Genomic DNA, 18297 nt, shown 5'->3' on the forward strand with positions numbered 1-18297 from the left:
ATCCTTAGGGGAGTAAGCTTGGCTTTTCAGCTGCTCTTTGTGTCGTAATAACAAAATGGTTGATAAGGTGAAACAACATGATGAATGCAGAAATTTATCTCAAGGAATATCAAACACGAATTAATCATTTCCTGAGTAATGGAACCTGTTTATTACCAGCAGAAAATAAACAACCTGTTGAGCTGCATAAAGCGATGAGATATGCGGTATTAAATGGCGGAAAGCGGATACGTGCAGCTTTAGTATATGCAACAGGAGAAGCACTAGGGGCTGATTTTGATATACTTGATCACCTTGGTTCCGCTATTGAAATGATCCATGCTTTTTCTTTAATCCATGATGATTTACCTGCATTAGATAATGATGATCTACGTCGAGGTAAACCTTCATGTCATAAAGCATTTTCTGAGGCTACTGCTATATTAGCGGGTGATGCGTTACAGACCCTGGCTTTTGAAACTATTGCCAGTCTGGATAAAAATAAAATTGCAGTTGAGATTGAAATAGAAATGATTCGCCTCCTGGCGCGAGCAATTGGATCTTTAGGGATGGCTGGAGGGGAAGAGCTTGATATTGAGATGAAAGATAAGGACGTAAGTTTAAATGAATTAGAAAATACTTATAAACTAAAAACCGGATATTTACTTACCGCAAGTATTTTACTGGGCGCCCTCGCTGCCAATTGTGATGATAAAAATATTTTAAATAATTTACAAAAATTTGGAGACTATATCGGATTAGCATTTCAAATCCATGATGACATTATTGGAATTGAGTCTGATACCCAGACTTTAGGTAAACATCAAGGTTCGGATCAGGAAAGAAACAAACCTACTTATCCAACCCTGATTGGGATGCAGAAAGCGAAGCAAAAAGAAAACGAAATTTTCAATAAAGCCTTAAAACATTTAAAAAAAACGGGTATTCCAGTGAATAAATTAGAAGCGATAGCTCATTATGTGGTAGACAGAAATTTTTAGAATTGATTCACACTTTTTTAGGCTACTCCCAAAGCACTACACATGAGCTTAACATAAATAAGGGAGTTGCTTAATTTGCGCCAATGGCTTGAGAATTTATTAAAAATGCTCTGCTTAATTTGGAATCCTGTTTGAAATTATCGCAGGTATGAAAAAACGCATTCCCTACCTTAAATCATCTTGTTCCGAACTCATTGTATCAATTCTTACCTCGCATAAATTTGCACAATACAAACAGTGCAACGATGTTACCGATGGTAGCTGAGATCCCAATTGAAAAATAGCCAAAATCAAACAGTAATGAACAAAAGGCTAATTTCCTTAATTATTATTATTAGCAATTTTCCAATCTGCTAACCGATCAATATGGAATTAGTTCGATTTGAGGGCAATTGCCCACTAAGATATTATGCAAAACTGGTTGAGATTCATCCTGGTCCTTTGGTTTTTCTGCTACTTTCGCTTTGCTAATTTCTCCAATAGCGGGATAAGAAAAGAGAATGCCAGTTTCATGGCCAGGTAATAATACCGTCATTGAGCATACCGGATCTTCAACCTTACCAAAATAATTACTTAGAGCTTCATTTCCTACTGCTTTATTACGAAGTTGAGTCATCGCGTCGGAATAGTCATTCATATCCTTCAGATTTGCTGTGGAGAGATATTCTTTTGTTGGCCAAAACAAAGGATAAAAATCAAAATATCCCTGTGTTAGTATCAGATTGCCTTCGTTGCTATTAGGACTTCTCTGTTCTAGTGAAACTATACATATTGACACCAATGATTACCTTTCTATTGATTTAAAATTATACACAATGGATGTTGGTTTTCCAGCCAAGGCACTACGGAGCAAGTAGGTTGAGTCGGACCCAACAATTCACAGAAAAATCTCTTCAACATACTTTTATATTTACTATAATCTGGTCAAGTATGTTGATGTAACGAGGATCATTGTAGCAGGGCGAATGAATCCGACTACATTAACTCTGATTACTGTGATAGTCAGGCTATTTATTTTTTACTTTATAATCAATAATTTTTTGCCTAACCACGCTTTACTTTGCTTTTAATTAAAGCATATTGCACAATACCCCCCCGATTTAAAGTTTATTTTTAATCAAATTCTTCGCGCGGGCGAGGGCCTCATAGATCCTCCTATCGCCAAGGAGATGAATTTTGCAGATTATGAATGGCTAACAAAAGCGGAGAATTAGTTATAAGCATCTTCTTTTATATGCGCTCTCTTTTCGGTTATCCGAGAGAAATTTCTTTTAAGATCAGTATTAAACGATTGTGGTTTGACATAAATAACTTGACGAACATGCTAGATGTGTTAGAATATTTCTCATTGTACATATTTTAATCAGCCAGAGTATAAGGTTTTTATGTTAACTCACTCGAACCAAACAATGCACCGTTCAACCCTCGCTCATTTTAAACTTGTTTCTTGTTGTTGCTGCTAACTTAATCTCTTTATGTTCATTTTTTTGATTTTTTAAGGATTCCCAACATGTGTGCAGCACATCAACAACAGAAAAAACTCATTTTCAGCACCCCGGTGATTTATGCTTTAATGATTGGTTTGGGTATTGCCAGTGGAATGTCAAATGTTGCTGTTTTGAAAGAAACAGGTCTATTGATTTCTGATTTATTTATTAAACTTTTTAAGTGCATCAGTTTACCCATTATTTCTTTATCCATCATCGTTACTTTGGCAAACTACAAAACTGATGGGTATATGAAAAAAATATGGCAACGTACAATAAAGTATACTTTTTCAACTACGATAGTGGCTGCGGTGATCAGCTGTTTGCTTTATCTCATCATTCAACCCAGTTCGGTGCAAGTCAATTTGGATGCGCAAACAACCACATCAACGAGCAGTTTAGGTTATTTGGGATATCTGGCGAATATTATACCCACTAATTTATTATCTCCTTTTCTTGAACAACAAGTTATGGGGGTATTGTTCTTAAGTATTATTATCGGTATTGCGGTTCGGCAAATACCTGATGAAGAAGCACGTGATACCATTACGCGCTTTTTCCGAGGCGCGCACGGTATGTTTTTAGTGATGACGCGTTGGATTATTGCAGTAATTCCATTAGGTTTGTTCGGCTTTATTACCTCAACAGTAGTTCAGTTGCGTTCAGGTATGGATATCAAAGGGATTGGTGAGTATTTACTAATCGTTGTTTTAGCCAATTTAGTCCAAGGTTTTGTCGTCTTACCTTTATGGCTAAAAAAGAATAATATTCAACCCTTTGCTGCAATGCGCTCTATGCTTCCTGCCTTATCAGTGGCTTTTTTCTCTAAGTCTTCCGTAGGGACATTACCGGTCACCATGAATACTATAGAAAAGAATTTACAGGTAAAGCCAGCAGTAAGCCGTTTTGTTTTACCTTTATGCACCAGCATTAACATGAATGGTTGTGCTGCCTTTATTTTTGCTACGGTAATTTATTTAATGCAGAATCATGGCATGCCCATTTCCTACGGGACGATGGTTTTGTGGGTATTCGTTGCGACTGTTGCTGCTATTGGCAATGCTGGGGTACCTATGGGATGTTTCTTCCTGAGCATTAGCCTCTTATCCAGTATGAACGTTCCTATCGTGCTTATGGGGGTTATTTTACCTTTCTATGGTTTAATTGATATGTTAGAAACTGCTTTAAATGTATGGTCTGATGCTTGTGTCACCAAGATCGTCAATGATAAAGCAATTGCCGAGGAGCAAGCCGAATTAAAACCGAGAAAAATAGCTTCTTATGAAGCCGAATTGGGTTAAATAGAATCCCCTTCATCCCATGCGCAACGAGGGATGAGGGGAATTTTGCTGCACGACTCATTTCATAACTTACAAAGCTACTTTCGAAAGATTTTCCTCATTATCTATTTTACCCCCAGGATTCAAGCATCGATGGTTTTCATAAGGCTCGCAATAATGCGCAAAATATTGTTTAAAGTTAGAAACAAATAGTTCCTCATTCTCCATAAGAAAAATTTTTTCGGGCTGTAATTCAACATAATTTGAATCTCTTAAGACTGCTTTATAAATGGAGCTTGCATGAGATGAAACCCATTTATCTAGGAAAGGCAGTATTTTATTAGGATCAGGAGTAAAGAAATTTTGATAGATATCACTGAATAACTTATTTTTCATTTCATAGTTGCTTTTGAAGTAGAAATTACTACGGTCTTTGTGATACTCGACAAAAGGAGGTCTATTCGGCTTTTTTTTCATTCCTGCAGCAACTTCTAAGGAAATGATGAGACCTTTTGCAGATTCAATTTTATATTTCGTCCCAAATAAATCAGTGCCATTGTATTCGCTAAGATAGGATTCCAAGTAGGTAACTGCTTCGTCATTTAAAGGATCAAAATAGCTGTTGATAATGAATTGGGTTGCTAATCGAGTTTCCGGATTATAATAACAACTAATATAAATCGCATAACTAAATTGCTCATTCACTATTTTTTGCACTAAGATTTTATCAATTTGGCTATTTACTTCATCACAGGTGAGTTGTTGATTTTCTATGTTTTGATCCATACGAATGATTTGTGTCGGAAAATCAATGCTGCGAATCAATGATTTATTTTTTTTAAAGTTATCTATTTCATTTGAATAAGTGAGGGTTTGGTTGTTTTTATTCTCCGGGTTTTGTGAAATCATCAAGGTGGTCACATCATCATGAGTCTGACTGAAAACACATAGTGGCATTAAAATAAAAGGGGCGAGCAGATAATTAACTTTCATAAAAAAACTCCTGTTTAGTCAGCCCAGTATTGCATCCTGCAAGTTCTCAATTTTTCGACTGGGTTATTTTGAGTATAGTTGAGTGGGTGAAAATTATTCTCCATGTTCATTTATATTCAAAGGAGATTGTCCAAAGGAATTTGCATCAAATTTGTACTGAAATTGGTACCGTACTTTTTTACCCTGACGCAAAATAAATGCCATGGATTCATAATAAAAAGTGGGGGCAGAAGCTTATATACAAATAGAACAAGTGTGATAATATTTAACCTGAAAAAAATGGTTGCAATGCTACTGCAGGTGTTTACTGTTCTGGATATAAGAAACACTTATAGGTTGCGTCACTGCATTTTTTCAAGTTCAAACGCAACGGAGAATTGTGATTAGTTCCCATTCGAGAACTGTCTTTTTATATATTTTAAATTTTTAGGGAATAAAATGAAAAAAATATACGCATTAGTGAAACCTCCATATACCAAAATTGGTGATAGTTTTTCTGATTTGGCTTCTTATTTCGTTTCCCCTCTTCATACATTAGCATTTGAGCAAGTTTGTGGGTATTCATTAGGTCATGAAGTCTTGTTTTATGAAACGATAGAAGATGCTAAGAAGATCCTGGAGGATGGAATTAAGGGTAAAAAAATAGACGCCAAAACTGCAATCCAAAAGGCTATTGTAGAATTAGAGGCAGATGATGAGGGAAAAATCACGGGATTTGGGAAGCTTTATACAGTTGAGTATGATAAACGCTCTGAACCGGCCGAAGGTCGTTATTTTAAGCCAGTACGAATTCCTAAATGGAGTGAGCAAGCAATTGACCCCAAAGTAGACGTTTCACCAGAAGCACTTTCTGAAATGATCATTCAGTATGAGCAGAGTAAAAAAGCGGTCACTGAATTAACACAATAGTTGTTTTATTGTTTCAGTGGTTCTTATGAGCATAGCGTAATCGGTTTGTGCATATCTCAGGGGGAACAAGTATCTGATCTAAGGAAAAAGCTATTTTAATACCCTCACCTGAAGCGCGAGAGGGGATTTTTTATGGAGTGTTTTTTATCCCCTCGCCCCTTTGGGGGGGGGGATAGGGTGAGGGTATAGTTACAAAAAATCCCAAATTGCGCCGCACTAATGATCGTTATAACGCATCAGGTAAAAATCCCCCGGCTTGCATTTTCCACATACGACTGTAATGACTCGGTATTTTGAGCAGTTCCTCGTGAGAACCATCTTCAATGATACGGCCTTTTTCAAAAACCAGGATGCGATCCATTTCAGATAAAGTGGAGAGTCGGTGCGCAATTACAATGGTTGTTCTGTTTTGCATTAGCACATGTAAGCCATCCTGAATCAATTTTTCAGTCAACGAATCCAGGGCTGAGGTTGCTTCATCTAGGATAAGAATCGGTGCATTTTTCAACATAGCTCGGGCGATGGCAATTCTTTGTCGTTGTCCACCCGATAATTTAATTCCACGCTCACCAACTAACGCATCATATTGCTCAGGAAGTTTGGAAATGAATTCATGGCAATGTGCTCTCTTTGATGCAGCAACTACTTCAGTATCTGTTGCATCAATTCGACCATAACGAATGTTTTCCATTAAAGTGCGATGAAATAAGGTTACATCCTGAGGAATCATTGCAATATTTTCGCGTAGTGATTCTTGAGTTACCTCGCGAATATTTTGTCCATCAATCAAAATCTTACCTGACTCCACATCAAACAGGCGAAGAATCAAATTGACAAAAGTACTTTTTCCGGAGCCAGATAAACCTACCAGACCAATTTTTTGCCCGGGTTCAATCACAACGGATTTATTTTTAAAAAGGTGGGCTCCTTCATCATAGTGAAAGCTCACGTTTTGAAATTCAATCCGACCTTGAGTGACTGTAAGTGGCTGCGCATTCGGTTGATCGTTGATCTCATGGGGTTCTGAAATCAGGGTTAGGGCTTGTCGGCACTTTCCCAGTTCTTCAGCAAAATGTACGAATTGGCTCGCCAGATACCATAAATTATAGAAAATACTCAGTGACAATGAGATAACGAAACTAAAATCACCTATTGATACTTGACCCTTACTGTACATAACGACCAACATATATAAGTTGGTAGCAATCAACACAATAATACTCACGTCCCAATAGATACGCATTTTCAAGATAGTCCATTGCATGGTCTGATCCTTATCTGTGGTATCCTGGGTTGCATTTCGAATTACTTGATTCTCAAAGTCTGCTCTGGAAAACAAGCGCAGGTTCGTGATATTGCTTATGCTATCAACAATTTTTCCAACTAAAGTGGTTTTACTGGTCGCAAAGATATTAGAAAGATCTTGCACCGGCTTGAAATAAACGATTGCGACTCCCAAAAAAGTAATAGCCCAAACAAATAAAATCAAAGCAAATATCGGCTGCACAAGCAGCATGCTGATAATCGCAATAATAAGACCGACAATTTGCGCGGCAGCATCATCGATTGTTGTAAAAATCGAGATGGTGCCCGCGGTCATATCAGAGATTTTATTGGATAAACTGCCTGCAAAGTTATTTTGGAAATAACGATGTGAATGCTGATTCAAATAGGCAAACATGTTATTAACCAGGTCATATCGTAAGTAGGGAAATAACTTCAACCGGAGCCAATCTGAAAGGCGCATATCCATAGCAATTAACACCCACAACGTAATGTATACGATGATATAGGGTTTTATCGCATCAAATAGGGCTGATTTATTGCCCGAAAATGCTGCAACCTTATCAATAATCAGTTTTAACACATAAGGAGACAGGGCATTATTAATCCCCCAATAAGCAGCAGTAAGCAATAATCCAATAACATACCAACTGTATGGTTTTATCAGATTCAGGAAAAAATTGTTTAGCGAATTATTTTTTTTATTCATAATCTTTACTCAGTTTTGGGTACAACTATAAGGCGCTTAATAGACCACCCTTAATTTCATACCGATCAGTTACTTGGATAGCATGCAAAAAATCAGCATCATGGGAAATAACAATCATGGCCCCAGGATAAACTTTGAGTACCTGAATGACGTGAGCACGTGTTTCTCTATCCAAGTTGTTTGTCATTTCATCCAAAATCAGCATTTTGGGTGTAATCGCCGCAATTTGTGCCAAAGAGAGTCTAGCCTTTTCTCCACCAGATAAGGTTGAAACCAAGGCATTAACTTCTTCATTTTTTCGAAATAAAAAATCATTTAGATGCTCCCTAATTTCGGTATAGGATTTATTCATTAAGCAACAGCTTATCGCCTCCCATACTGTTTTCTCTGCTGGCAGAGTCGTGTAATGTTGATCAAGGTAGCCAATCTCATCCGCTTGCGGGACCGTCCAATTTCCTGTTTTGATGACAGACGGACTACCTAAAATGGCTTTGAGTAAAGTGGATTTACCTGAACCGTTATCGCCACAAATCCCAATCCGATCTCGTGCTTTTATTGAAACGCTCAACTCACGCAAAATTGACTTATTTTCAACATAACCAACAGTTCCTTCGCTGATTGTTACTAAGGTCTGGCTTGTTGCAACCCCAGGAACAGCAAATTTGGGTTGAATCGTTTCGGGCAAGTAGAGTTCTGATAAACGTTGACTTAACTCGTGTTTCTTATGGCAGATTGCGCTTTTTCTACGTCCAGAAGTCTCTTGTGCATTCCTCGCTTTACTCTGTGAAACAATGGTTGGCCACTTCCGCTGCTGAATGTGTTTTTCACCTTGAGCTCTACTGCTCTTGGCTCGTACTTGTTCTTTCATCATGTCGACATGGAGTTGCTTTTTCTGACGTATCAGTTCCGCAAGTTCACCTTCAATCGCATGGCGCTGAATCGTGATTTCTCGCAAGTAATCCTCATAACATCCAGTAAAAACATTGACCTTACCTAGATCAATATGCCAAATCGTATCCACAGTGGATTGCAGTAATTCAATATCATGAGTCACCATAATTAAGGTTCCTCGATAATCAGAAAGCATTCTTATTAAAGAATGTCGATTTTTACGATCCAGGTGATTACTAGGCTCATCGAGCATTAAAAGATTTGGATCCGCAGCAAAAGCATGCGTCAATAATTTTTGAAAACGTTGTCCTCCACTTAATGAGTTATATTCTTCAATGACTTGGGGGACATAACCTATATTTAATGCTTGAGGAAAATGGATGTCACCCTCGGTTGGTTGAAGCAATCCTGCAAGTATTTTGAGCAGAGTTGATTTTCCAGTGCCATTGCGTCCAATAATTGCAATTCGACTGCCGTTGTAAACTTGGCCACTGAAGTCCACAAAACATGTTTTGTGGGGGAAAGAAAGACTAAGATCTTCAAATCGAATAGGCTTATGCATCATGTAACTCTCTTAAGTATTCTAAATGGGCAGTGATTTTGACTGCTTCCGTCATCGCCCGAAATAAAAGGCGTACTTAAGAAATAATGTCCATGATAGTTTAAGCCTCTTAGAGATGTGCTTGTTAGATATTGGGTACAATTGTATCCGATTGCATGATTATCTGTCAATACTCAGGGAGTAGGGGGCTATATTGCTTCTTCCAGGTGGGGAATCAGTTCCTTACAATGTCTCATGACTCGTTGTTCTTCTGGAGGTAACTGCAAATAATCACCATATTGTTGGATCAGGAACGCTTCCGCGTTACGAGGGATATTAAATTCTTTGGTTTCAAAAGAGACGCGCTGCAAAGGATAGATTTCTTCTTTTTTAATTAAATTTTTGCCTACGCAATTATAACCTCGTCCTATATATGGGCTATGACTGGCATTTGCTTGATGGATGATTTTCTGCAAACTCCACTCAAGCAGAGGTTTAGGAAAAAATGAGGCGATCAATTTATAGAGGGTAGGATAGTGTCCTATTTTTACTTTACTGTATTTAGTGCTTAATAAACGGGAGAGCTTTTTAGCATAGAATTTGTATCGTTTACGTTGTTTTGGGTCTACTGGCATCCTGTCATAGACAAATACATCAATAAAGATACCTTGAACGTACGGCTCATTCCCCTTTTCGTGTTTTTCAATAAAACGACTGGCACGATCCCTGATTTTTAAAGGAGTAGCCATATTAAAATAGCCTGGGTCGCTATGGATTGTTTGCAACCACATCCAGCTTGGAATCTCTAATGGAGCAACACGTAGAAATTGTTCATAGCTGGCGCGGGGCATGGCAATATCCACATCATCATCCCAGGGAATAAACCCTTGATGGCGGACAGCACCTAAAAGAGTTCCTGCATCAAGCCAATAATCCAAACCATGTTTTCTGCAGATAGAGTCTACTACTTCCAGCATAGCGAGCATTTTTAGCTGCGCTTGGCGTAATCGGCCATCTTGAAATGCAGTATCAGCTGAATAGGGATTTGAATTTTTTGCTAATGTCATAGATTATTCTTCTTATAATGACAACGGCAGCTATATTAGCAAAATAATTTTGAATCATTAACTATTATGGGAAAAAATTTATAGATGGTGCTTAAAGCAATGTGCATTGATGTGAATTGTAAAAGAAAAACTGCTAATCCACTTTGAGAGTAGATAGTTGATTAAAATTCTTTTCTATTTTTTGGGCTCCTGCAGCTGATTCGGTTTGATTAAAAAATCTAAACCTATCCGTTGCAAGATAATGAATAAAACCAACTACGGGGTAGAACACAATAAGAGAACACAGGGCTATCCCAATTTCCGCCCAAATGTAATTGGAGTCTCGATGGATATCAAGTAATTTTTTATTATCTTTTAAGACTTGTTTGCAATATTCATTGCATTCAACTAAAGCATTTCGTTGATCATGGGAAGGCATCATAGCGGCTTGATATGTTTTCTGTCTTAAGTTGTGGGCCAGAGCACACAGTTGTTCTCCTTCTAATTCTTGAGACGTGTTCTTCAGGGATTTTCCTTTATTTTCCAAAAGCCTAAAATAGGTATTAATATCATTAAACAGCTTTTGTTTCTCTAGATCTTCTATAAAGATTGGATAAGGAAAGGTACTCAGATCAATTTTGTGTTGTTGCAATCTATCTATACATTCCTGGACGGCCTGCCTCATCAAAGCTAAATTATTCGCCTTAGATCCTTTTAATGCAGTTAATAGATTAGTTTGTAATTCCTGGGCTAACTCTTTGTTCTCCAACTTGTTTAAATAGACAAACATGTGATCCAGGGGTTCTTGAGATCGTGAGGTGGGGGATATAACTATTTCATCAAGACAAAGGTAATCTAGTATATCGTTTGATCTTAAATACAATAATCGATTAATGTACTTAGGTCTATCTGATTCATTTGCCCAAATCCACTCTAAAAGCTCACATAATGAAAAAGCATCATAATTTTCTCGATAGACAGTTAAAGTGGGGATATATCTGGCAATCCCATAATCAATAATATTTACTATAAAAGGGTTTTGTGAAGACTGGGGATCATATTTTATTAAAATATTACCTCCATGAAGATCTCTATGAATAATTTTTATATCAATGAGTTGTTCTTTAATTGCATAAGCGAGCGCTATAGACAGATCTAATTTTTCTTGCCGGCTTAGAGCGTATTTGCTTAAAAAACTAAATAGTGTTTCGCCTGGCATTTCTTTCATGACCAAGTAGTGCTGAGTTGGTGCTTTAATATGTAAATGTGCGGCGTAACGTGCAACCTCATACTCATTCAAGGCATGATGAGGATCGAGAAATTTTACGACTCGATGTTTGTCTTTAGCTTGGAAGGTATTTGTTTTCCCTTGGCTCATAGTGCAGGAAATACGATATACTGATCCATATTCTCCTGCGCCGAGACGTTTTGTGGATAGCATTTCATAAGCATAGCCCTGAGCAGGATTTTTTCTTTTTCTTGCAAATACAGGTTGCTGAAATGTGTACGAAGTGCCGTTATAGGTAAATACTTCATTCGGTTTCCAAACCTCTTTCCCTACGAGACGCTGAGACTCTAGATAATCCCAAATCCATTCATTATGTGCAATATTTTGCGAATCTATAATAAGAGGCATAGCGAAAGCATAAAATTAACTCAAATAGTATTATAATTTGATTTTTATCAGATGTATTAAAATTTTACATTTTTGTTATAAACTGACATTTATCAAATCTCAGATAAGGAAAAACATGGTGCAGTTATTTACTGATATTGGCCCGATGTTGATTCAATATAAAGAAGCGAACACTCAAGGTCGACAAGCCATAATGTTGGATAAAATGGCAGACATCAAAAAACTTGCGGGTAAAGTGACTGATAAGAGCCAAGTGAAGGCACATTATAAAGAGTTAACATATGCTGCAACTTTCATTAATTATGCTGATGTTTTGCAACGCATCGAAAATCAGAACTTTTTTGAAATTTTATTCGATTTTTATAATATGGAGATGGATGACGAATTAAACGCTTGGTTTGAGTTTGGTAGTACCCCGGGGCAGATGAGATTGAAACTACCAATCCCTGAGTATACGTCAGAAATTTGGGAAAAATTTCGTGAAGCTCAAAAAGCCCACTTAAGGAAAACGAATAAAGCTCATCTTTTTAATTTGGATCAGCTCAATATTGCTCATCCCCCCGCGAATCAACTCTATCCAATTCAGATTCAAATGGGTGGTTCGCTTAAAAATGAAGCGGTGGATAGAATTCATGTCGATGCACAGGGGCGAATTCGTTTTGCAAAACATCACGGTTATTATCTTTTACCTGGGGGCGGGATGATTGAATTAAGCAACGCCACCAAAATGGATGATTGGGAGCGAAAAATGTTGGAGGAACATCTGGAAGAAGAGCATGCGAATCTTTATTTAAAAGCGGCCGAACTCTATGATCGATTAACTCCAGATGATTTCGATGCTGCATTAACCAAAGTATTTTCGAGCAAACAAACTCAATCTTTATCTCCAGAGTTATGCAATTGGTTGCACGATCAAATGGTTACGAAAGGAAAAAATTCTGTTCGTCTGCACAAGATTGTAGTTGAACTCGATAATCAAATAGAGGCGATGAAAAAGGAGGTACAAACTTCGCGAAATAAGACTACAGAAAATCAGGTAAAACAACAAAATAGACTTAAATCATTGATGGAATTACGTGCTAGAGTTCAGGTGCAACCTTTCGAATTAAGCCCATTATTTACTGAAGCATTGGAATATATAAAGAACAACTCAATTTGTGTTGATATTCAGCAATATTTAGATACTCGAGTACTTGGTGGTTCACAAATCTCCCATAGCTTTATTATGAAAGGAAAGTCTTTAGAGGATTGGTTTGCGGCAAAATTTAAAGGCATTGATGGAGAATGCGGGGATGATATATGTGGATCTGAAATTGAACGATTGACTTTATTTGATGCCTTGCGCAAATTTAGAAAAATTAAATTCTCCCATTTATTAATTGGATTAGCTGCTTATGAAGAATGTCTCGATAAGGGAACATTACTCGTAGAAAACATTTGGAATGAGACGCAATTTATAAATGCTCGCAAGATGATACTTAAAGAATCGGCTAATTTATTTCCAACGTCATCCCAAGCCTAGCGAGGGATTTCCCATCCAATAGAACTCTTCTACGATATGGAGAGCCTCGCTAGGCGGGATGAGGGGATTTTTTAATTATGGAAGCATTGATTTATCAAAAATTAAAAACGAAAATAACCATCCAACTTTTCTCGAGCAATTATTGTGTAAAATGAGCCTTCTATGTCAGACCCTTTAAATCGTTATTATCTACAGGTTATGGGAATCGATCTCTGGGAGCGACGTAGCTCGCATCCCTCCTGTGAACAAGGATTATCTGCCTTAGCTAAAGAAGTGGCTGCTTGCACTCGATGTTCTTTACATAAAACGCGGACGCAAACTGTTTTTTTCCGTGGCAGTTCGAACGCAAAATTAATGATTATTGGTGAAGCTCCTGGCTTTTATGAGGATCAGCAAGGGTTACCTTTTGTAGGTAAGGCAGGAAGTTTATTGAATCAAATGTTACAGAGCATTGAAATGCAGGAACACGATGTCTACATCGCCAATGTTTTGAAATGTAGACCACCCAATAATAGAGATCCTCAGATGGAGGAAATTACCCAATGCAGTTCTTATCTCGCACGGCAAATTGAGCTGATTCAGCCGCATTTGATCTTGGCTTTAGGACGCTTTGCGGGTCAATTTTTACTGAATCAACCACTGCCGCTGAAACAATTGCGAAATTCACTCCATCATTACAATAATATTCCTTTTATCGTAAGCTATCATCCTGCTTATCTTTTACGAAATCCAGCCGATAAGAAAAAAGCATATCTTGATTTATTAACTGTAAAACACATGTTAGTAAAACAGAAGGGATAAAAAATTTTGTATAAAAAATTTAATATTTGATACGTATTTTTACGTATTGCTGCAATTTAAATACGTTTTTATACTATGAGTAGATTCAAAGCTTATTGGAAGCCACGCATGGGAGAAAAATGATGAATCAACCTAAACGTATTTTTATTGTCGGTCTGCCTGGTGCAGGCAAGGGCTTATTCGCAAAGCTTCTGGCTGAAAAACTGGGCTGGGAGTTTATCGATGCGGATCTTGGAATCGAATATCATGTGGGGCGTACTTTGCATGAGATTTTCGGCGTCGAGGGACAAAAAAATTTTTACCAGTGCCAAAAAGAAGTATTGATGGGGTTACGCGCTAAAGAACATATTGTAGCAACCACTGATGCCAGCATTATTGATGATGAAGCAATTCAAGAATTGTTGTCTTCAGAGCTTGTCGTATTTTTGCAAGTCAGTACTGACGTACAACTAGGACGAATTTCACGAAATCCACTGCCATTATTAACAACTGACCTCAAAACTTTTTTTGATTCGCTGCATAGCAAGCGCGATCACCTATTTGAAAAGGTAGCGAGTATCTCTCTTGATACGGATGATAATGCCTTAGAAGAACATGTATTACATACTCTCAAGTGTGTTGCTGAAAGCAATACAGAACAAGCCAAACCAGTCTCATTAAACGAAAAGGATATGGTGCTGTTTCATAAATCGACCCATTTACCCATCCGTTTATCAGAACAACAAGCCGTCTGTCTTAGATTACTTGCTCTGGGAAAAAGTTCCAAAGAAATCGCCCGGGAAATGAATATCTCTTACCGAACTGTAGAAGGAACTTTAGCTAAAACCATGGAATTATTAGGCTGTTCTTCCAGTAAGGAATTAATTGTTTTGTATCATGATAAGCCTTGATCATTGCCTTGCTTTTATCGAAGTTTTTTTTGCTCATAAAGTATAATTAAAATACTATAATAGTATTTATGAATGACTTTTTGAGCAAAATTATGACGCAGGCAAAAGCTAATAAAGAAAAGAAACAAACAGTGAAGGTTGGCTTTTTTGGTAGCTCTGGAAGTGGAAAGACACAACTTTCTCGTGCATTATTAACCGAAGAAGGCTTAAATAAATTGCCGAGATTTTTTCAAAATCATCAGCCTACACAAGGATTTACATTCCATCAAAACGTACCATCAGATATAGAGGGTCTTCAGCTTGAGCTTTTTGATACGGCAGGAGAGCTGAAATTTTCAGGTCTAACGCCGATGAATATTAATAAATACTCAGACATAAGAGTTATTTGTATTGACCCGAACAATCCAGACTCATTAGTAGCAGCAAAGGAATATGCAAAAAAAATTGCAGAGGTATCAGGCGATAATGCTAGAACTATTATTGCCATTACTAAAACAGATAACATTGAAAAAGCTGCCCTTGAGAAATTTAAAGGTGATGTCGAGAATTTAAAACGAGAATTTGGTATTACCTTTCCGGCGATTATTACAAGTGCTATGAACGAGGTGGGTATTGATGAGTTACGAAAAAATATTTCATGGTTAGCTGGGTTAGCACCTGGATCAGATGAAGTATATTTGTATGCGTTTAAAGAGCAATTTATAAAGCATTTGAAAAAAGATCCTGAACCTAATAAAGAAAATCAACCAAAAAACATTGTAAAAGAAGCTAAAGATACGATAGGAAAATTATCAAGACTTTTTGATGCTTTGGAGTTGCCTATTGTTGATCGTGCCTCTTTTAATAAAAGAATTGAAAAAGCAGGGAGTACCATGGCTTACATGCGCCCTATATTAAATGAAACGGCAAAAATGCTCCTCAATAAAGAAAGAACTCGTTTACATGATGATGTGATTGCTGCTATTGGCATAGACAATTATAAAGACATAGTTAATGGCGTAGTAGTTGACGGGAGAGTTCAAGCAAAGCCTGGTGAAGAGAAGACGTTTGCAGAAAAAGAGGCAGATGTGGCGAGAAATGTTATGGCATCTATAGTAACCAGTTACTCCCTGCTTCTTCAAGATTACAACTTATCACCTGAAGAAAGAAAATGTTATGAAAATAATAGGAGACTCTTTGACCAATTTAGTGCCTTAAAAGAGAAAATAAAAGAAGTCAATGACGGCAAAATGCCAAGCTATGAAAAAAAGGCGAGTAATGTTAAAGAGTTAGATTTAGTTCAACTGAATCAAAAAATTGCAGAGCTTAATCAACAAATTGCAGAAATTGACCTCGAGAATGTAAGCAAAGGTCATATAAATGAACTGATTAAGTTAGTAAGTGAAGCTGAGTCTTTAAATCAAGCGGTAAATAGTTTGCTCAGTCCTAAATTAGGAAGATTTACAGAAGAGATAGTTCAACCATTACAAGTTATGGCTACTCAATTTAACTTGGCTATGTTAGATGATCCGAAAAGTAATATTAGTTTCGAGGAGATTACAGAAAAAATAAATTATTTTTATTCTATGGTAGTTACATCTCTTGATGAATTGGATCATCAAAATGTAGATAAAACTGACCCGTCTTATAAAGCCTTAACAACCTTAAAAGATAAATTAGATTCAGCATTGCAAACTGATCTTTTAATGCCCTCTGCATCGGAAATGACTAAAAGAGATTATGTGCTTAATAGATACCGCGATGCTGTGAATATGTTTGTAAAAAACGTTAATGAGGATACTTTAAAAGTACAACCAGCTAACGTACGAGGTGTTTTTAAAAGAATATGGGATGCGATATCCAATTTAAATCTTAGCCTTTTTTCTTATAATGCGGAGGAAGTTCAAGAGAAACAACGCAACAAACAGCAAACGAAATTGAAAGAGGAGCTTTTATCTCTGAAAACTGAGGGAGAGGAAGCTCCTACCCCAGAAGCTCCAAAGTATAATTGAACTTACATTTGTGGCTTCGAATCAAAATCAGTGGTCTTTGGATACTAATATAATGTTTAGTTGAGAGTGTTCATCCAACTGTGTCACCTCAGTCATTATCTAAGTCCCAGGGTTAGTCTGTCTTCGAAATAGATTTGTAACTGGGACACGATAAGCGCCCAATTGTGCATGGGCTGATTCCATTTTTCCAGTACTTTCTGGCAAGCACAATAAATAAGCTTAATAAGGGCGTTTTCACTGGTGAAAGCGCCTTTATTTTTAGTGTACTTGCGAATTTGCCGATGAAAGCCTTCAACAATATTGGTAGTGTAAATGATGCGTCTTAGCTCTTCTGGGTATTTGAAGTATTGTGATAGAGCTTCCCAGTTGTTATTCCAGGATTTCATCACCGCCGGGTATTTTTTGCCCCATTTCTCTTCCAACTCAAGTAGATGATGCAAAGCCATATCTTTGCTTGAAGCCTTATAAACCAGCTTTAAATCGGCCATAAAGGCTTTCTGGTCCTTACTAACCACATACTTTAATGAGTTGCGAATTTGATGAACGACACAAAGCTGGATCTCGGTGTTAGGAAAAACTTCAGCAATGGCATCAGGAAATCCCTTAAGTCCATCGATGCTTGCTATAAGGATATCCTCTACACCACGAGCTTTAAGGTCATTTAATACACTAAGCCAAAAACGAGCTCCCTCTGCCTCAGATAAATAGAGCCCTAGAATATCTTTTTTACCTTCTGAATTTACAGCAAGGACGGTGTAAAATGCTCTACTTATGACCTTACCTTCAACACGTACTTTAAAGTGCATGGCATCAAGAAAAACGATTGGGTATACAGATTCTAGGGAGCGATTACGCCACTCGGTAATCAGGGGTAATAGTTTGTCAGTAATCAGGCTGATTTTAGCACTCGAGACTTCTAGTCCATACATCTCAGATAAATGCTCGCTTATCGCCTCGTAACTCATGCCTATCGCATAGAGGGCTAGGACTTTATTATCCAGTGACTCGTTGAGTACCGTTTGACGTTTTTTTACAAGCTCGGGTTCAAAGCTGCCATCCCTATCTCGAGGTGTTTCTAAATCAAAAACTCCAGTTGTTGATTTAATTGTTTTAGTCGTTTTGCCGTTGCGACGGTTTGAAATACCTGTCTCATGACAATCAGTCATATGAGAATCCATTTCACCTTCTAATGCCGCCTCTAATAGCTCTTTTATTAAGGGGGTCAGTATGCCGTCTTTTCCAGTGAGAGATTGGCCAGACTTTAACTGGGTCAAAGCCTCTAATTTGAACTCATTGAAATCAAAATTCGATAAATCTATTTTCTTTTTATTCATATC

The 18297-nt window shown here is 37.4% G+C and carries 14 protein-coding genes; 7 read left to right on the forward strand and 7 right to left on the reverse strand.

Annotated features, from left to right (window positions below):
* The first annotated feature begins 77 nt into the window (after positions 1–77).
* Complete coding sequence (locus OQJ26_RS04005; RefSeq protein ID WP_265702672.1) at positions 78–980, forward strand: polyprenyl synthetase family protein; 903 nt, start codon at positions 78–80, stop codon at positions 978–980.
* A gap of 361 nt (positions 981–1341) precedes the next feature.
* On the opposite strand, the gene OQJ26_RS04010 is transcribed toward OQJ26_RS04005, so the two are convergent.
* Positions 1342–1758, reverse strand: coding sequence for a hypothetical protein (locus OQJ26_RS04010; protein ID WP_265702673.1), 417 nt, complete (start codon positions 1756–1758; stop codon positions 1342–1344).
* Between the two features lie 732 nt (positions 1759–2490).
* Between OQJ26_RS04010 and OQJ26_RS04015 the strand changes: the two genes are divergently transcribed.
* Positions 2491–3768 carry a dicarboxylate/amino acid:cation symporter gene (locus tag OQJ26_RS04015; protein ID WP_265702674.1) on the forward strand — a complete coding sequence of 426 codons (1278 nt, stop codon included), beginning with the start codon at positions 2491–2493 and terminating at the stop codon, positions 3766–3768.
* A gap of 69 nt (positions 3769–3837) precedes the next feature.
* On the opposite strand, the gene OQJ26_RS04020 is transcribed toward OQJ26_RS04015, so the two are convergent.
* Positions 3838–4740 carry an Lpg0189 family type II secretion system effector gene (locus tag OQJ26_RS04020; RefSeq protein ID WP_265702675.1) on the reverse strand — a complete coding sequence of 301 codons (903 nt, stop codon included), beginning with the start codon at positions 4738–4740 and terminating at the stop codon, positions 3838–3840.
* Between the two features lie 438 nt (positions 4741–5178).
* Here OQJ26_RS04020 and OQJ26_RS04025 point away from each other — a divergent pair, with 438 nt between their 5' ends.
* Complete coding sequence (locus OQJ26_RS04025; protein WP_265702676.1) at positions 5179–5649, forward strand: hypothetical protein; 471 nt, start codon at positions 5179–5181, stop codon at positions 5647–5649.
* Positions 5650–5875: 226 nt separating this feature from the next.
* On the opposite strand, the gene OQJ26_RS04030 is transcribed toward OQJ26_RS04025, so the two are convergent.
* The 4 genes from OQJ26_RS04030 to OQJ26_RS04045 form a co-directional block, all read right to left on the reverse strand.
* Positions 5876–7642: an ABC transporter ATP-binding protein gene (locus OQJ26_RS04030; protein ID WP_265702677.1), complete on the reverse strand. Its 1767-nt coding sequence runs from the start codon at positions 7640–7642 to the stop codon at positions 5876–5878.
* Positions 7643–7667: 25 nt separating this feature from the next.
* Positions 7668–9098 carry an ABC-F family ATP-binding cassette domain-containing protein gene (locus OQJ26_RS04035; protein ID WP_265702678.1) on the reverse strand — a complete coding sequence of 477 codons (1431 nt, stop codon included), beginning with the start codon at positions 9096–9098 and terminating at the stop codon, positions 7668–7670.
* Between the two features lie 185 nt (positions 9099–9283).
* On the reverse strand, positions 9284–10141 hold the full coding sequence (locus OQJ26_RS04040; protein WP_265702679.1) for a LicD family protein: 858 nt from the start codon (positions 10139–10141) through the stop codon (positions 9284–9286).
* A 133-nt stretch (positions 10142–10274) separates the two neighbouring features.
* The gene (locus OQJ26_RS04045; RefSeq protein ID WP_265702680.1) at positions 10275–11756 is read right to left on the reverse strand and encodes a protein kinase domain-containing protein; all 1482 of its coding nucleotides are present in this window, start codon (positions 11754–11756) and stop codon (positions 10275–10277) included.
* A 115-nt stretch (positions 11757–11871) separates the two neighbouring features.
* Between OQJ26_RS04045 and OQJ26_RS04050 the strand changes: the two genes are divergently transcribed.
* From OQJ26_RS04050 to OQJ26_RS04065, 4 genes are all read left to right on the forward strand, one after another.
* Positions 11872–13278, forward strand: coding sequence for a hypothetical protein (locus OQJ26_RS04050; RefSeq protein WP_265702681.1), 1407 nt, complete (start codon positions 11872–11874; stop codon positions 13276–13278).
* Between the two features lie 162 nt (positions 13279–13440).
* On the forward strand, positions 13441–14079 hold the full coding sequence (locus OQJ26_RS04055) for a uracil-DNA glycosylase (protein WP_265702682.1): 639 nt from the start codon (positions 13441–13443) through the stop codon (positions 14077–14079).
* Positions 14080–14201: 122 nt separating this feature from the next.
* The gene (locus tag OQJ26_RS04060) at positions 14202–14969 is read left to right on the forward strand and encodes a shikimate kinase (protein ID WP_265702840.1); all 768 of its coding nucleotides are present in this window, start codon (positions 14202–14204) and stop codon (positions 14967–14969) included.
* Positions 14970–15061: 92 nt separating this feature from the next.
* Positions 15062–16960 (forward strand): GTPase domain-containing protein, encoded by a 1899-nt coding sequence (locus OQJ26_RS04065; RefSeq protein ID WP_265702683.1) that lies wholly within the window; start codon positions 15062–15064, stop codon positions 16958–16960.
* A gap of 95 nt (positions 16961–17055) precedes the next feature.
* Here OQJ26_RS04065 and OQJ26_RS04070 read toward each other — a convergent pair whose 3' ends face one another.
* Positions 17056–18294, reverse strand: coding sequence for an IS256 family transposase (locus OQJ26_RS04070; protein WP_265701939.1), 1239 nt, complete (start codon positions 18292–18294; stop codon positions 17056–17058).
* Positions 18295–18297: the final 3 nt, after the last annotated feature.

Origin of the sequence: Legionella sheltonii (assembly GCF_026191355.1) — a bacterium.
In the GTDB taxonomy this organism is placed as follows: domain Bacteria; phylum Pseudomonadota; class Gammaproteobacteria; order Legionellales; family Legionellaceae; genus Legionella; species Legionella sheltonii.

Excerpts from the sequence above, each read along its gene's own strand:
- OQJ26_RS04005 (WP_265702672.1), top strand. The coding sequence starts at position 78 with ATGATGAATGCAGAAATTTATCTCAAGGAATATCAAACACGAATTAAT.
- OQJ26_RS04015 (WP_265702674.1), top strand. The coding sequence starts at position 2,491 with ATGTGTGCAGCACATCAACAACAGAAAAAACTCATTTTCAGCACCCCG.
- OQJ26_RS04020 (WP_265702675.1), bottom strand. The coding sequence starts at position 4,740 with ATGAAAGTTAATTATCTGCTCGCCCCTTTTATTTTAATGCCACTATGT.
- OQJ26_RS04025 (WP_265702676.1), top strand. The coding sequence starts at position 5,179 with ATGAAAAAAATATACGCATTAGTGAAACCTCCATATACCAAAATTGGT.
- OQJ26_RS04030 (WP_265702677.1), bottom strand. The coding sequence starts at position 7,642 with ATGAATAAAAAAAATAATTCGCTAAACAATTTTTTCCTGAATCTGATA.
- OQJ26_RS04035 (WP_265702678.1), bottom strand. The coding sequence starts at position 9,098 with ATGATGCATAAGCCTATTCGATTTGAAGATCTTAGTCTTTCTTTCCCC.
- OQJ26_RS04040 (WP_265702679.1), bottom strand. The coding sequence starts at position 10,141 with ATGACATTAGCAAAAAATTCAAATCCCTATTCAGCTGATACTGCATTT.
- OQJ26_RS04045 (WP_265702680.1), bottom strand. The coding sequence starts at position 11,756 with ATGCCTCTTATTATAGATTCGCAAAATATTGCACATAATGAATGGATT.
- OQJ26_RS04050 (WP_265702681.1), top strand. The coding sequence starts at position 11,872 with ATGGTGCAGTTATTTACTGATATTGGCCCGATGTTGATTCAATATAAA.
- OQJ26_RS04055 (WP_265702682.1), top strand. The coding sequence starts at position 13,441 with ATGTCAGACCCTTTAAATCGTTATTATCTACAGGTTATGGGAATCGAT.
- OQJ26_RS04060 (WP_265702840.1), top strand. The coding sequence starts at position 14,202 with ATGAATCAACCTAAACGTATTTTTATTGTCGGTCTGCCTGGTGCAGGC.
- OQJ26_RS04065 (WP_265702683.1), top strand. The coding sequence starts at position 15,062 with ATGACGCAGGCAAAAGCTAATAAAGAAAAGAAACAAACAGTGAAGGTT.
- OQJ26_RS04070 (WP_265701939.1), bottom strand. The coding sequence starts at position 18,294 with ATGAATAAAAAGAAAATAGATTTATCGAATTTTGATTTCAATGAGTTC.